Origin of the sequence: Acidovorax sp. Leaf160, assembly GCF_001424265.1 — a bacterium.
GTDB lineage: Bacteria > Pseudomonadota > Gammaproteobacteria > Burkholderiales > Burkholderiaceae_C > Paracidovorax.
Map to the genome: position 1 here is coordinate 258,201 of NZ_LMOV01000025.1, position 14,039 is coordinate 272,239.

The window sequence follows — 14,039 nt, forward strand, 5'->3', positions numbered from 1 at the left end:
GCCCACCCAATTGCTACTATATTGATAGCACCCGGCGCTTGCTGGACAAGCGCCCACGACCCATGGGGCTCAATAAACCGGCGGTTCGCCCTCCGGCCGCGTCTTGAAGCGCCGATGCACCCAGTAGTACTGGCTGGGCATGGTCAGGATGGCGGCTTCCAGCTCGCGGTTCATGCGGGCGGTGTCAGCCACCGCGTCGTCGGTCGGAAAGTGCTCCCACGCGGGCGTCAGCTCGGCCACGTAGCCGTCGGGTGTCATGCGGCTGTAGAGCGCCACCACCTTGGCCCGCCCCAGCCGGGCGAAGCGCGAGAGCGACGGAATCGTGGCCACCTGCGGCACCGCGAAGAACGGCACGAACACCGAATCGTTCGGCCCGTAATCCATGTCGGGCAGCAGGTAGAGCAGCCCGCCCTTGCGCAGCGTCGAGAGGATCGGCTTGACGCCATCGGCCCGGTTCAGCATGCGCACGTTGCCGAAGCGCTGGCGCCCCGCCATGAACCAGGCGTCCTGCACCGGGTCCGGGTGGGTGGCGAAGATGGACGTGAATTCGCGCTGCGTGTTGAGCGGCAGCGCCAGGCCGCCCGCATCCATGCTGTAGAAATGCGGCGCGAAGACGATGGTGGGCGCGTCGCCCTCCAGTTCGTGCAGCGCACCGGTCAGCCGAACGCGGCTGCGCACCAGTGCTTCGGAGCCCGCCCAGAGCCAGCCCCGGTCCAGGAAGGTCTGGCAGAACACCTCGAACGATTCGCGTGCCCAGGCGTGGCGCTGTGCGGGCGAGACGTCGGGAAAGCAGACCTCCAGATTGCGCAGCGCCACCTTGCGGCGGCGTGCCGCGAGCAGGAACAGCGCCCGCCCGATGAAGGCGCCCAGCGCGCGCAGCACGGGCAAGGGCAGGCGCCCGAGCAGCCCCAGCAGGGCGATGCCGAAGCGGGCCATCATGCGCCGCTCCCGGCTCCGCCGGACTCGGAAGCGGACGCGGGTACGGTTGCGGGTGCGGGCGTCGCGGCAGGCGCTGGGTTCGCCGATGCCGGTGGCGGTGCATCGCCCGCGCCGCGCGGCTGCTTGTAGCGCCCATACCCCCACAGATACTGCTGCGGGTCTTGCCGGATCAGGCCCTCCATGGCCCGGTTGATCTGCAGCACGGCCGGCTCGAGCTCGGCCGACAGCGGCTCGACCATGTCCTCGAAATGCAGCACGTAGCCACGACCGCGCGACAGGCGCTCGCAGCGCGCCAGCACCACCGACGCACCGGTCTGCTGGGCCAGGCGGGCGGCCAGCGTCATGGTGTAGGCCTCGCGTCCGAAGAAGGACGACCAGATGCCCAGCCCCAGCGGCGGCACCTGGTCGGGGAGCAGGCCCACGGCTTCGCCGCGGCGCAGCGCCTTGATCATCTGCCGCACGCCCTGCAGCGTGGTCGGCACGGCCTCGATGCCCGGGCGGTTGCGCGCGGTCTGCATGATGTCCGCCAGCCAGGGCTGGCGCGCCGGCCGGTAGAGGATGGTGATCGGGCCGTGCGCGGGGCTCCAGCGCGCGGCGGCGGCCTGCACCGACAGCTCGAAGCAGCCGAGGTGCGGCGTCAGGAAGACGATGCCGCGCCCGCGCTGCCAGGCCCGCTCCACGCAGTCGCCGTTGCGGATCTCCACCGGCGGCGACGCGGTCTTGAGCCAGAGGCGCGGCATCTCGGCCACCATCCGGCCGGCATGGCCGACGGCTGAGCGCACGTCGGCCAGCGCATAGCCCGCGAGCGCCGCGTTGTCCCGGAAGCGGCGGCGGTAGGTGGGCGACGCGGCGAACACGATCCAGCCCGCCACGGCCCCCAGCCAGTGCGACAGCCAGAGCGGCAGCGCCGCGAGACCATGGAAGAGATGACGAAACAAGGATGGCACTAGAATGGCCCGGTCGCTGGGTTAAATGAGCAACTTGCAGGGCGACGTAAAACAATTCTGCTAAAGCGTTCGCCAATAGCCGCCGGGCTGAGGGCAACGTCCCCTCACACTGCAAGTCAAGCACCGGAGTTTATTCAAATGGCGAACGATTTCCTTTTCACGTCCGAGTCCGTCTCCGAAGGCCACCCCGACAAGGTGGCCGACCAGATCTCGGATGCCATCCTCGACGCGATCTTCACGCAGGACCCCCTGAGCCGCGTGGCGGCCGAAACGCTGACCAACACGGGCCTGGTCGTGCTGGCCGGCGAGATCACCACCAACGCGCATGTCGACTACATCCAGGTCGCCCGCGACACCATCAAGCGCATCGGCTACGACAACACCGACTACGGCATCGACTACAAGGGCTGCGCGGTGCTGGTGGCCTACGACAAGCAGAGCAACGACATCGCCCAGGGCGTGGACCACGCCAGCGACGACCACCTGAACACCGGCGCCGGCGACCAGGGCCTGATGTTCGGCTACGCCTGCGACGAGACGCCCGAGCTGATGCCCGCGCCCATCTACTACGCGCACCGCCTGGTCGAGCGCCAGGCCCAGCTGCGCAAGGACGGCCGCCTGCCCTTCCTGCGGCCCGACGCCAAGAGCCAGGTCACGATGCGCTACGTGGACGGCAAGCCCCACAGCATCGACACCGTCGTGCTCTCCACCCAGCACCACCCTGACCAGTCCGAGACGGCCAAGACGATGAAGCCCAGCTTCATCGAAGCGGTCATCGAGGAGATCATCAAGCCCGTGCTGCCCGGTGAATGGCTGAAGGACACCAAGTTCCTCATCAACCCCACCGGCCGCTTCGTCATCGGCGGCCCGCAAGGCGACTGCGGCCTGACGGGCCGCAAGATCATCGTCGACACCTACGGCGGCGCCTGCCCGCACGGTGGCGGCGCCTTCAGCGGCAAGGATCCGACCAAGGTGGATCGGTCGGCCGCCTACGCCGCCCGCTACGTGGCCAAGAACATCGTGGCCGCGGGCCTGGCACGCCAGTGCCAGATCCAGGTCGCCTACGCCATCGGCGTGGCGCGCCCGATGAACGTGACGGTGTACACGGAAGGTACGGGCGTGATCCCCGACGACCAGATCGCCAAGCTGGTGCAGGAACACTTCGACCTGCGCCCCAAGGGCATCATCCAGATGCTCGACCTGCTGCGCCCGATCTACGAGAAGACTGCTGCCTACGGCCACTTCGGCCGCGAAGAACCCGAGTTCACCTGGGAAAAGACGGACAAGGCCGCCGCGCTGCGTGCAGCGGCCGGGCTGTAAGCCCGGCAACCCGCACAGCGGGTTCGGCGGCCTTGCGGCGAGGCTCACATCGCGCAGCGATGTGAAGGCCCGCAGGGCCGCGCCGCAGCCACAAGCCACTCCACATCACCGCGCTGCGTGCAGCGGCCGGGCTGTAAGCCCGGCAACCCGCACAGCGGGTCGACGGCCTTGCGGCAAGGCTCACATCGCAACGCGATGTGAAGGCCCGCAGGGCCGCGCCGCAGCCACAAGCCACTCCACATCACCGCGCTGCGCGCAGCGGCCGGGCTGTAAGCCCGGCAACCCGCGCAGCGGGTCGGAGGCCTTGTGGCGAGGCTCGCATCGCGCAGCGATGTGAAGGCCCAAAGGGCCGCGCCGCAGCCACAAGCCATTCCACATCACCGCGCTGCGTGCAGCGGCCGGGCTGTAAGCCCGGCAACCCGCGCAGCGGGTTCGGCGGCCTTGCGGCGAGGCTCACATCGCGCAGCGATGTGAAGGTCCGCAGGGCCGCGCCGCAGCCACAAACCATTCATATCACCGCGCTGCGCGCAGCGGGTCGGCGGCCCGCCCTTTAACATCGGCCGCCATGACCTCTGCCGCCTTCTGGCGCGATCCCGCGCTGCCGTTCGCCGAAAGCCGCCGGGCCGTTCAAAACCGCGCCTGCTACCGACCCCACACGCACACCACACTCTCCATCGGCGCAGTGGACGCAGGCCGCAGCGTCTTCACCTCGCAAGGGCACAGCGTGCCGCTGCATCCAGGGACGTTGGTGGTGGTGCCGGCCGGCTGCACCCACGCCTGCAATCCGTCGCCCGGCATGTCGTGGAGCTATAAGATGCTGCATCTGGACGCCGCGTGGGCCGAGGGCGTTCTGAACGCAGCCGGAGCTGCATCATGGCCGTCCCATGCCTTGGTCGTGAAGGATGCCCAGGCCTACCAGGCGTTCACGGCGCTCAACCAGTCGATCTTCTCCAGCGCCTGTGCGCAGTCGAAGGAAGCAGCCATCCGGGATTTCGTGCTGCAAGGCAGTTGGCGAGCCGGAGAGGTCGTGCCTCTCGCGCCTGCCGCCGCCGACTCACCGGTCGCGAAGACGCTCGCTTTGCTGCATGCCCAGCCGGAGGACGCGGTCCCCCTGCCGCTGCTGGCAGAGAAGGCCGGCACATCGCCACGCGCGCTGGTGCGCTCCTTCCGTGCAGTCACAGGGATGACGCCTCACGCCTACCAGCTCGATCTGCGGGTCAATGCGGCGCGAGAGCGGCTTCGCACCGGCGAGGCGCTCGCCTCCGTGGCGCACGAACTGGGTTTTTACGACCAGAGCCATTTCCACCACGTCTTCAAGCAGCACGTGGCGGCGACGCCGGGCGAGTACCGGCGCTGAGCTGAGCGGGACGGGTCTGTCGCGCATCCGCCCGGCAGCCGCATCCCGGTCTTTTTTTCCAAGACGGCATGCCCCCCGCTCGCCAGACTGTGGCAATCCGCAGGCACCCCGCCCGCGTGACCGCAGCAAAGGCGAAACGGTGCTTGAACTCTTTTTGATCGTGGCCGGTGTGCATTTCCTGGCGCTGCTAAGCCCCGGGCCCGACTTCTTTCTCATCGTGCGCACGGCACTCCTGCATGGCTGGCGTCGCGCGAGCGGTATCTGTGCGGGCGTGGCGCTGGCCAACGGGCTCTTCATCGCGCTGGCATGGGCAGGGCTGTCGGCCGTGCAGCCGGACAGCATGCTGTACACGGCGTTGCAGTGGGGCGGCTGCGGTTATCTGGCATGGCTGGGCATGCGGCTGGTGCGCTCACCGGGCACGCCCGTCACGGTGCAGGCGCCGGGAGCGGCGGATGCCCTGGCGCCTGGATGGCCGCAAGCACTGCGCATGGGGCTCATCAACGCCTTGCTCAATCCGAAAAACGCCCTGTCGTACGCCAGTCTCTTCACCTTGCTGGCCTCTTCACCCGGCTATCTGCAGGCGATATGCGGTGTCTGGATGGTATGTGCCGTGCTGGGGTGGGACTTGCTGGTTGCGGCCGCAGCCGGTCACCCGGTGGTGATGCGGCGCTTCGCCCGCCATGTAGGGCGGCTGGAGCGTGCGACCGGCGCCGTGCTGCTGGCGCTCGCCGCCGGTATGGCCATCAACGCGCTGCGCTGAAGAACAAGCCACGCCCGGGCCGAGTGCCATTGCGCTGCGGATCGACCCGCTCCTACGCTTTTCACCTCGCACGGCCGACGTGGCGGGGGCGGACCGAAATCTATCGTTGTTCCATCGTCAACGCACACCGGTGCCCACCGTCTGCAATTTTCAAGGAGTTCCCCCATGCTCAAGTTCGCCATCATCTTCGCCATCATTTCGCTCGTCGCAGGCGCCCTGGGCTTCACCGGCGTGGCCGCCGGCGCTGCCGGTATTGCCAAGATCCTGTTCATCCTGTTCCTGGTGCTGGCCGTGGTGTTCGTCATCCTGGCGGTGATGGGTGTGGGCGCGGCGCGCAAGGCGCTTCGATAACCCGGGGCGGGGCCGCCAAGGCGCTGGCGGCCGCCGCCCTCTGGCCACGAGCCCATCCACGCTGCCCGGTGCTAGCACAGTCGTGCCGGCCCGGGCAGTGCCGCTTACAGCCCGCGCGGCAACAGCGACAGGTTGCGGCGAAAGCGGGGCTTGAGCTGGTAGAGCTGGGCCGGCCGGTGCGCACCGCCCGAGTGCAGGGCCCCCTCTACGGGCTCCAGCATCGCCATTTCCTCCATCTTGCGGCGAAAGCTGACCTTGTTGAGCGGCTCGCCCAGCACCGCCTCGTAAGCGGCCTGGAGCTGCGGCAGGGTGAAGCGCTCCCCGCACAAGTACACGGGCAGCGACGAGTAGAGGCTCTTGCCGCGCAGGCGCTCAAATGCTGTGCGCACGATCTCCGCATGATCGAACGGCAGCGCAGGCAACCCATCCACCGGTACCCAGCGCATGCCCGGCAGCGCCTCGCAGGCGGGCAGCAGCGAGCCGGGGACGAGCGCGTAGTACGCCACGGCCACCGACCAGCCCCGCGGATCGCGCGCCAGCCCGGAAAAGGTCGCCAGCTGTTCGAGATAAGGGCTCTCCACGCCGGCTTTGGCCCGCAGCACGCGGAATGCCGCTGCATGCGCATCGGCATCTTCCTCGGGGTGGATGTAGCCGCCCGGCAGTGCCCAGGCACCGGCATAGGGCGCATGGTCACGGCGGAGCAGCAACACCTTCAGCGCACCGGCATCGAGCGCCAGCAGCACCACGTCCACGGTGCAGAGCACAGGGGACGGGCCTTCGGGAACGTCGATGGGGCGGGATGGAGCAGCGCGAGCCATGTTCGGTGCAAGAGTGGACGAACAAGCTTAGCACCCTCTGCCTGCGCGGCGTCCCCTCCGACCCGCACGCCCCGCTGCTGCGACTTTCGTTGCCTCGGCCATGCCGTCCGTCATGCGACTTAGTTGCAATAAATAACTAACACCATTAGACTGCGCCCACACCCTCCACGGAGAACCTCCATGCCCCACTCCCGCATCCAGCTGCTCGCCATCGATCCGCAAAACGACTTCTGCGATCTGCACGCCGACTGGCATGGCCTGGCGCCGCTGAACGGCCAACCCATCGCACCGGCGCTGCCGGTGGCCGGTGCCCATGGCGACATGCAGCGGCTCGCGCACTGGCTGGACACGCAGGGCCACCGCATCGAGGCCGTGACGGTGACGCTCGATTCGCACCAGCGGTACGACATCGCCCACCCGGGGTTCTGGCGCACCGGCGCCGGGGACGACGTGGTGCCCTTCACCCCCATCTCAGCGGCCCAGGTGCGGGCGGGTGGCTACGTGCCGCGCGATGCCTCCGCCCTGCCCCGCGTGCTCGCCTACCTGGACGCGCTCGAGGCCCAGGGCCGCTACACGCTCATGGTGTGGCCCGAGCACTGCGAGGTCGGCAGTTGGGGGCACGGCGTGCACGCCAGCCTGCTGGCAGCGCTGGGCACGTGGCAGGCGGCGCAGCAGCGGGCGGTGCGCAACGTGTTCAAGGGAATGAACCCGTGGACCGAGCACTACAGCGCCATCCAGGCCGAGGTGCCCGACCCGGCCGAGCCCGGCACCGCGCTCAACCTGCCGCTGCTGGACTCCCTCGCCACCGCCGACCTGCTGATCGTGGCGGGCGAAGCCAGCAGCCACTGCGTGCGCTCGACCGTCGAACACCTGGTGCAGCACCTGCCCGACCACCAACCCGGCTGGACCCCGAACCGCATGGTGCTGCTGACCGACTGCATGAGCCCGGTGGTCGGCTTCGGGGCACAGCACGAAGCCTTTCTGGGCGCCATGCGCACGCTGGGCGTTCAGCTGTCGGATTCCAATCAAATCACGCTCTAGCGCTTGGTGAATAAGCGCAGTTAGCTATCAATATATGAGCAACACCATGCCACCCGTCATCACCAGCCTGCTCGACACCGACCTCTACAAGTTCACGATGTGGCAGGCACTGCTGCACCGCCATCCGCAGACGCAGGCCGAATACCGCTTCGTCTGCCGCAACCGCCCGGCCTATCCGCTGGCCGAGCTGCTGCCCGAGGTGAACGCCGCGCTGGATCAGCTCTGCGCGCTGCGCTTCACGCCAGGCGAGCTCGACTACCTGGGCGGGCTGCGCTTCATCAAGAGCGACTTCGTGGACTTCCTGCGGCTCTTCCAGTTCCAGCGCGGCTTCATCGAGGCGCGGGCCGAGGGCGATGACCTCGCCATCGTGGCGCGCGGGCCGCAGGTGCATGTGATGGGTTTCGAGATCTTCGTGCTGGCCATCGTCAACGAGCTGTACTTCCGCCGCGCGGACCAGGCGGCTGCGCTGGCCGGCGGCCGGGCCCGGCTCGCCGCCAAGCTCCAACGCTTGCGCCGCCTGGCGGGCGAGGCCGCCTGCCGCCACCCGTTCGAGATGTTCGACTTCGGCCTGCGCCGGCGGTTCAGCGGCCCCTGGCAGCGCGAGGTGGTGCAGACCCTGGCCCGCGAGGTGCCGCAGTGGTTCAAGGGCACCAGCAACGTGCTGCTGGCACGCGACCTGAACCTGGTGCCGATCGGCACCATGGCCCACGAATACCTGCAGACCTACCAGTCGCTGGGCGTACGGCTGCGCGACTTCCAGCAGGCCGCGCTGGAAGACTGGGTGCAGGAATACCGGGGCGACCTGGGCATCGCCCTGACCGACACGGTGGGCATGGACGCGTTCCTCGCCGACTTCGACCTCTACTTCGCCAAGCTCTTCGACGGGCTGCGGCACGACTCGGGCGACCCCGTCGCCTGGGGCGAGAAAGCGCTGGCGCACTACGCCCGCCTGCGCATCGACGCGCACACCAAGCGGCTGGTGTTCTCCGACGGGCTGGACGTGGACCGCGCCATCGCGCTCTACCGCCACTTCGGCGACCGCGTGCAACTGGGCTTCGGCATCGGCACGCAGCTGACCAACGACATGGGCGACAGCCCGGCGCTGCGGCCCTTGCACATCGTGATGAAGATCGTGCGGGCGAACGGCCAGCCGGTGGCGAAGCTCTCCGACAGCCCGGGCAAGACGCTCTGCGACGATGAAACCTTCCTCGCCTACCTGCGGCAGGTGTTCAACGTGGCTGCGCCCGCCTCGCCTGCCTCGCCTGCCTCACCGGCAGCACCGGCGGCAACGGCATCCGCGGCACGGGCGGCGGCACCGACCGCCTGAACGCCCTCTTCCTTCAGCACAAGGACGCACACCATGCTCCGCATCACCATCGCACAGCTCAACTTCACCGTCGGCGACATCGAAGGCAACGTCCTGCGCATGACCGACGCCGCCCGCCAGGCGGCCGCCGAGCGCTCGGACATCGTGGTCTTCTCCGAACTGGCGCTGTGCGGCTACTACCCCGGCGACATGCTGGAGGAGGCCGTCTTCCTCGACCGCATCGAGGCGGGCCTGGCCGCGCTGCGCGAAGCCTCGGCCGCCCTGCCGCAGCTGCACTGGGTGGTGGGCGCGCCCACCCGCACGCAAAGCCCCGGCAAGCGCCTGCACAACGCCCTGCTGGTGCTGCGTGCCGGCGAGGTGCGGCTGCACTACGCCAAGCAGCTGCTGCCCACCTACAACATCTTCGACGAGCGCCGCCACTTCGAGCCCGGCCCGGACGTGGCCAAGGTCCTGCGCATCGGCGGCGCGCAGGTCGGCTTCATGGTGTGCGAGGACGGCTGGAACGACGCCCAGGCCGACTACGCGCACAACCCGTTCCTGCGCATGGCCGATGCCGCGCCGGACGTGGTCATCAGCATCAACGCCAGCCCCAGCCACATCGGCAAGCGTGAGCAGCGCCACCAGGTGTTCGGCGGCGCGGCCCGCCGGCATGGCCTGCCCATCGTCTACGTCAACCAGGTGGGCGGGCACGACCAGATCGTCTACGACGGCGCCTCGTTCGCGGCCGAGCCCGAAGGAGGCGTGGTGTTCGAGGCCGAGCGCTTCGCGGAGGAAGTGCGCACGCTGCAGCTGTCGGCCGACGGGCGCTTCGCCCTGGCGGACGGCAGCGCACCGCCGCCCGTGCCGCTGGAAGGCCTGCCGACGATGGAGTTCTACCGCCAGCAGATCGTGCTGGGCCTGGCCGACTACGCCCGGCGCTGCGGCTTCCGGCAGGCGGTGGTGGGCAGCTCCGGCGGCATCGACAGCGCGCTGACCCTGGCGCTGGCCGCCCAGGCGCTGGGGCCGGAGAACGTGGTGGGCATCACCATGCCGTCGCGCTTTTCCAGCAGCGGCTCGGTCGATGACTCGGTGGCGCTCTGCCGCAACCTGGGTGTGCAGTTGCACACCCATCCCATCGCCGACCTGGTGGCCGGCTACGCCGCGCAGTTCGAGGCGTCCTTCGGCCAGCCACTGGCCGGCCTGCCGCTGGAGAACCTGCAGGCGCGCATCCGCGGCACCACGCTGATGGAATATTCCAATGCCTTCGGCCATCTGCTGCTCACCACGGGCAACAAGTCGGAGATCTCGGTGGGCTACTGCACGCTCTACGGCGACACCAACGGCGGGCTGGGCCTGATCGGCGATCTGTACAAGACCGAGGTGTTCTCCCTCTCGCGCCATGTGAACGAACAGGCCGGCCGCGAGCTGATACCGCAGGCCATCATCGACAAGGAGCCCTCCGCCGAGCTGGCGCCCGGGCAGCGCGATGTGGACAGCCTGCCGCCCTACCCGGTGCTCGACGAGATCCTGAAGCTGCTGATCGAGGGCGAGGGCCTGTCGCACGCAGAGTACGCATCGGCTCATGCCTTCGCCCAGCAGCTGCAGCAGGGCGACGCCGCCGGCCTGGCGCTGCTGCAGCGGGTGCGGCTGATGGTGGCGCGCAGCGAATACAAGCGCCGCCAGGCCCCGCCCATCCTGCGCGTGCGCGCCAAGGCCTTCGGCAACGGGCGGCAGATGCCGATCGCGGCGGTGTACCGCTGAACCGGCGCCCGGCCTTCGCCGCACGCCAGGCCGGCCGCGTGCCGGGATGCCGTCCGCATTTGAGCCAAAATGCCCTGTAGCGCTCATCCCATCAGCGTCAGCCGCTCACTTTTTTGATAACACCGCTCGCGGCGGCCAACGGCCTGCCGCTGCGGAAAGCCACCGAACGCCACCGAGCGTCTTCCTCGCATGCACGACACCGCCATCCTCATCGGCCGCTTCGAGCCGGTTCACAACGGTCATCTGGCGCTGCTGCGGCACGCGCTCGCCCACGCCGGCCAGGTCATCGTGATCATGGGCTCGGCCTGGCAGGCCCGGTCGCCCAAGAACCCTTTCACCTGGACCGAGCGCGAAGCCATGCTGCGCAGCGCGCTGCCCGAGGCCGACCGGGCGCGCATGACGGTGCTGCCGGTGCGCGACTACTACAACGAAGCCCGCTGGGTGGCTGCCGTGCGCGCGGCGGTGCAGCAGCACTGTGCGGCGGGCGCCCGCATCGGCCTGGTCGGGCATTTCAAGGACGCGACCAGCAGCTACCTGCGCTCCTTCCCGGGCTGGGATCTGATGTCCGTGGAGCGCCAGGGCAGCATCGACGCCACCGCGATCCGCGATGCCTATTTCGGTGCCGGACCGCACGACGTGGCCGCCGCGCTGGCGCCGCTGGCGGACCAGATGCCGGCGAGCACGCTGGCCTTCCTGCAGGCCTTCGCGGGCCAGCCGCACTACCCCGCGCTGCAGGAGGAATGGCGCATGCTGCGCGGCTACCGCGCGTCCTGGGCGGCAGCGCCCTATCCGCCCGTGTTCGTCACGGTGGACGCCGTGCTGCGCTGCCAGAACCACGTGCTGCTGATCCGCCGCGGCCAGGCGCCGGGTCGGGGCCAGCTGGCGGTGCCGGGCGGTTTCATCGAGCAGCGCGAAACGGTCTGGCAGTCTTGCCTGCGCGAATTGCTGGAAGAGACGCATGTGCAGCTGCCCGAATCGCGCATGCGCTCGGCGCTGCGCGCCGTGACCGTGTTCGACCACCCCGACCGCAGCCAGCGGGGCCGCACCATCACGCACGCACACTATTTCGACCTGGAGGGCGACGCCTTCCCGCCCGTGCAGGCCGACGACGACGCAGCCGAGGTGCAGTGGGTGCCGGTGGAGCGCATCGGCGAACTGGAAGAGGCCTTCTTCGAAGACCACTTCCACATGCTGGACCATTTTCTGGACATCACGCCGCGCATGGGCGGCTGAGCCACGAACCGCAATACCAGGAACGTCCGGCGCCTCGGGCGGCAGCCACCCGCCGGCCCGCCCCCATCCGGAGGGCGCTCAGCGCAGGGCCGGCATCGCCCCTGCAGGCAGCGCCCCGAACGTCGTCACTGCATCGTCGCCCACGCGGAACTGGTCCACCGTGTGAGACAAGGCCTGCGCCTGGTGCGCCAGCGACTGGGCTGCGGCCAGGGCTTCCTCCACCAGCGCGGCATTCTGCTGGGTGCTCTGGTCCATCTGCGACACGGCCTGGTTCACCTGCGCGATGCCGGCGCTCTGCTCCGCGCTGGCCGCCGTGATCTCGCCCACCATGCTGGTCACCCGGCCCACGCCGTCGACGATCTCGCGCATCGTTTCACCGGCCTGCTGAACCAGTCCGGTGCCCAGGCTGACCTTGGCGACGGAATCGTCGATCAGGCCCTTGATCTCCTTGGCGGCCGAGGCCGAGCGCTGCGCCAGGCTGCGCACTTCCGAGGCCACCACGGCAAAGCCCCGTCCCTGCTCGCCGGCGCGGGCAGCTTCCACGGCGGCGTTCAACGCCAGGATGTTGGTCTGGAAGGCGATGCCGTCGATCACGCTGATGATGTCCACGATCTTGCGCGACGACTGGTCGATGGAGCCCATGGTGTCCACCACCTGGTCGACCACCGCGCCGCCCCGCGCGGCCACGCCGGAAGCGGCCTGCGCCAGCTCGTTGGCGCGGCGTGCGTTCTCGGCGTTCTGCTGCACGGTGGCGGTCAGCTCTTCCATCGACGCGGCGGTCTCCTCCAGCGCGCTGGCCTGCGACTCGGTGCGCGAGGACAGGTCGCTGTTGCCCGATGCAATCTCGGCCGAAGCCGTCGTGATGGAGCCGGTGCTGTCGCGCACCTGCCGCACCAGGTGCGCCAGGTTGTCCCGCATGATCCGGATGGCGTGCAGGATGCTGGTCTCATCGCCTGCGCGCGTCTGCACGTCGACCGCCAGATTGCCGGTGGAGATCTGGTTCACCACATCGGCCGCGTATTGCGGCTCGCCGCCCAGCTGGCGCATGAGCGAGCGCTGCATGTTCCAGGCGAGCCAGCCCACCGCCAGCATCAGCACGCCGCCGATCGACAGCAGGATGGCGGTGTTGCGCCAGAAGGCGGTCTCGATGTCGTCGATGTAGTCGCCGAAGCCGATGATCCAGTCGAAGGGCTCGAACTTGATGATGGCGTACATCTTCTCGACCGGCTCCTTGGCGCCAGGGCGCGTGCCCGGGGCCACCACCATGGCCACCGTCTTGCCCTGCAGCGCCGCGCGGTAGCGCTCGCCCGCAGCCCGCCCCACCTTCTCGTCCACGATGCCCACGCGCTTGGGGTTGGGGTGGACGTAGTTCACGTCGTCGGTGTAGCCGCGCACGAAGAAGTACAGATCGCCCTTGTGGAAGCTGGCGATGGCCTGCTTGGCCTGCCTGAGCGCCTCTTCCCGCGAGATCTTGCCGGCCTTCTCCAGGTCGTAGGCCTTCTGGGCCGCCTCGTTGGCCAGCACCACCAGGGTGGACAGCTGCGCCGTCCGCTCCTCCATCATCGACTGATACAGCGTCGTCAGCGCCACCGCCGACAGCACCAGCAAACCCAGCAGCGTCGTGCCGCACAGCAGCACGATGCGTGTTCTCAACTTCATCTCGTCTCTCCCCGGACTGTCACAAAAACTTAACAGTCCAATATAACAACTGGAAACAATAGGGCCTGTGGCTTATGGGGCAAGTCCGTGGGGTGGAAACTTCGGTGGGTCGAAATTACGCGCAGGGCACGTGAACTCGGGACGGAGACGGAGGCGATGCATAGCTGCCTTAAGCCAGCCTGAAGCGTTCCGCGCCGGCCCGTGCCGAGCCCCCTGGACTGGGTTGGCCTCCCTGGTCGCGCTGACGAGGCGCGCAGGAGCGGCAAAACGCCAGGTTGTCATCTGCCAGCCCAGCGATCAAGCCCCAGGGGAATGAGCCGCTCGTGCCATCCACACCACCTGGGCCGCCCTGCGAAGTCTGGAAGTTTCAAGCCTTTTTAGGATCCAGCGCCCGACACATCAGCGTTTCTAGCTATTGAAGTAATAGCGCAAGATGGGCCACCAACGATAAGACCCGGCCAGGGCCGGGTCCGCTCGGTGCAGCCGGCGCGCAAGCGATGGCTGCGCGCCGGAGGGTCGGTCAGCGCGACAGCGCGTCCTGCGTCGC

The 14,039-nt window shown here is 68.7% G+C and carries 12 protein-coding genes; 8 read left to right on the forward strand and 4 right to left on the reverse strand.

Going from position 1 to position 14,039, the window contains the following annotated elements:
* Nucleotides 1-69: 69 nt before the first annotated feature.
* Nucleotides 70-939 (reverse strand): lysophospholipid acyltransferase family protein, encoded by an 870-nt coding sequence (locus ASF94_RS16405; protein ID WP_056668769.1) that lies wholly within the window; start codon nt 937-939, stop codon nt 70-72.
* A complete protein-coding gene (locus ASF94_RS16410) occupies nt 936-1,886 on the reverse strand; it encodes a lysophospholipid acyltransferase family protein (protein ID WP_082493354.1) in 951 nt (316 codons plus the stop codon). The genes ASF94_RS16405 and ASF94_RS16410 overlap by 4 nt, the downstream gene beginning before the upstream one ends.
* 138 nt (nt 1,887-2,024) lie before the next feature.
* Between ASF94_RS16410 and metK the strand changes: the two genes are divergently transcribed.
* From metK to ASF94_RS16430, 4 genes are all read left to right on the forward strand, one after another.
* On the forward strand, nt 2,025-3,206 hold the full coding sequence (gene metK, locus ASF94_RS16415) for a methionine adenosyltransferase (protein WP_056668772.1): 1,182 nt from the start codon (nt 2,025-2,027) through the stop codon (nt 3,204-3,206).
* Nucleotides 3,207-3,771: 565 nt separating this feature from the next.
* Nucleotides 3,772-4,563, forward strand: coding sequence for an AraC family transcriptional regulator (locus tag ASF94_RS16420; protein ID WP_056668775.1), 792 nt, complete (start codon nt 3,772-3,774; stop codon nt 4,561-4,563).
* A 169-nt stretch (nt 4,564-4,732) separates the two neighbouring features.
* Nucleotides 4,733-5,323: a LysE family translocator gene (locus tag ASF94_RS16425; protein WP_235505404.1), complete on the forward strand. Its 591-nt coding sequence runs from the start codon at nt 4,733-4,735 to the stop codon at nt 5,321-5,323.
* A 165-nt stretch (nt 5,324-5,488) separates the two neighbouring features.
* On the forward strand, nt 5,489-5,674 hold the full coding sequence (locus ASF94_RS16430) for a DUF1328 domain-containing protein (protein ID WP_056668781.1): 186 nt from the start codon (nt 5,489-5,491) through the stop codon (nt 5,672-5,674).
* A gap of 104 nt (nt 5,675-5,778) precedes the next feature.
* On the opposite strand, the gene ASF94_RS16435 is transcribed toward ASF94_RS16430, so the two are convergent.
* The gene (locus tag ASF94_RS16435; RefSeq protein ID WP_082493355.1) at nt 5,779-6,492 is read right to left on the reverse strand and encodes an NUDIX domain-containing protein; all 714 of its coding nucleotides are present in this window, start codon (nt 6,490-6,492) and stop codon (nt 5,779-5,781) included.
* Between the two features lie 180 nt (nt 6,493-6,672).
* On the opposite strand from ASF94_RS16435, the gene ASF94_RS16440 reads away from it, so the two are divergent.
* The 4 genes from ASF94_RS16440 to ASF94_RS16455 all read left to right on the forward strand — a co-directional run bounded on the left by ASF94_RS16440 (nt 6,673) and on the right by ASF94_RS16455 (nt 11,833).
* Complete coding sequence (locus tag ASF94_RS16440) at nt 6,673-7,533, forward strand: hypothetical protein (protein ID WP_056668784.1); 861 nt, start codon at nt 6,673-6,675, stop codon at nt 7,531-7,533.
* A gap of 46 nt (nt 7,534-7,579) precedes the next feature.
* Nucleotides 7,580-8,860, forward strand: coding sequence for a nicotinate phosphoribosyltransferase (gene pncB, locus ASF94_RS16445; protein ID WP_082493361.1), 1,281 nt, complete (start codon nt 7,580-7,582; stop codon nt 8,858-8,860).
* A gap of 33 nt (nt 8,861-8,893) precedes the next feature.
* Complete coding sequence (locus tag ASF94_RS16450) at nt 8,894-10,600, forward strand: NAD+ synthase (protein WP_056668787.1); 1,707 nt, start codon at nt 8,894-8,896, stop codon at nt 10,598-10,600.
* A gap of 189 nt (nt 10,601-10,789) precedes the next feature.
* Nucleotides 10,790-11,833, forward strand: a complete 1,044-nt coding sequence (locus ASF94_RS16455; protein ID WP_056668790.1) for a bifunctional nicotinamide-nucleotide adenylyltransferase/Nudix hydroxylase — start codon at nt 10,790-10,792, stop codon at nt 11,831-11,833.
* Between the two features lie 78 nt (nt 11,834-11,911).
* On the opposite strand, the gene ASF94_RS16460 is transcribed toward ASF94_RS16455, so the two are convergent.
* Nucleotides 11,912-13,492, reverse strand: a complete 1,581-nt coding sequence (locus ASF94_RS16460) for a methyl-accepting chemotaxis protein (RefSeq protein WP_056668793.1) — start codon at nt 13,490-13,492, stop codon at nt 11,912-11,914.
* Nucleotides 13,493-14,039: the final 547 nt, after the last annotated feature.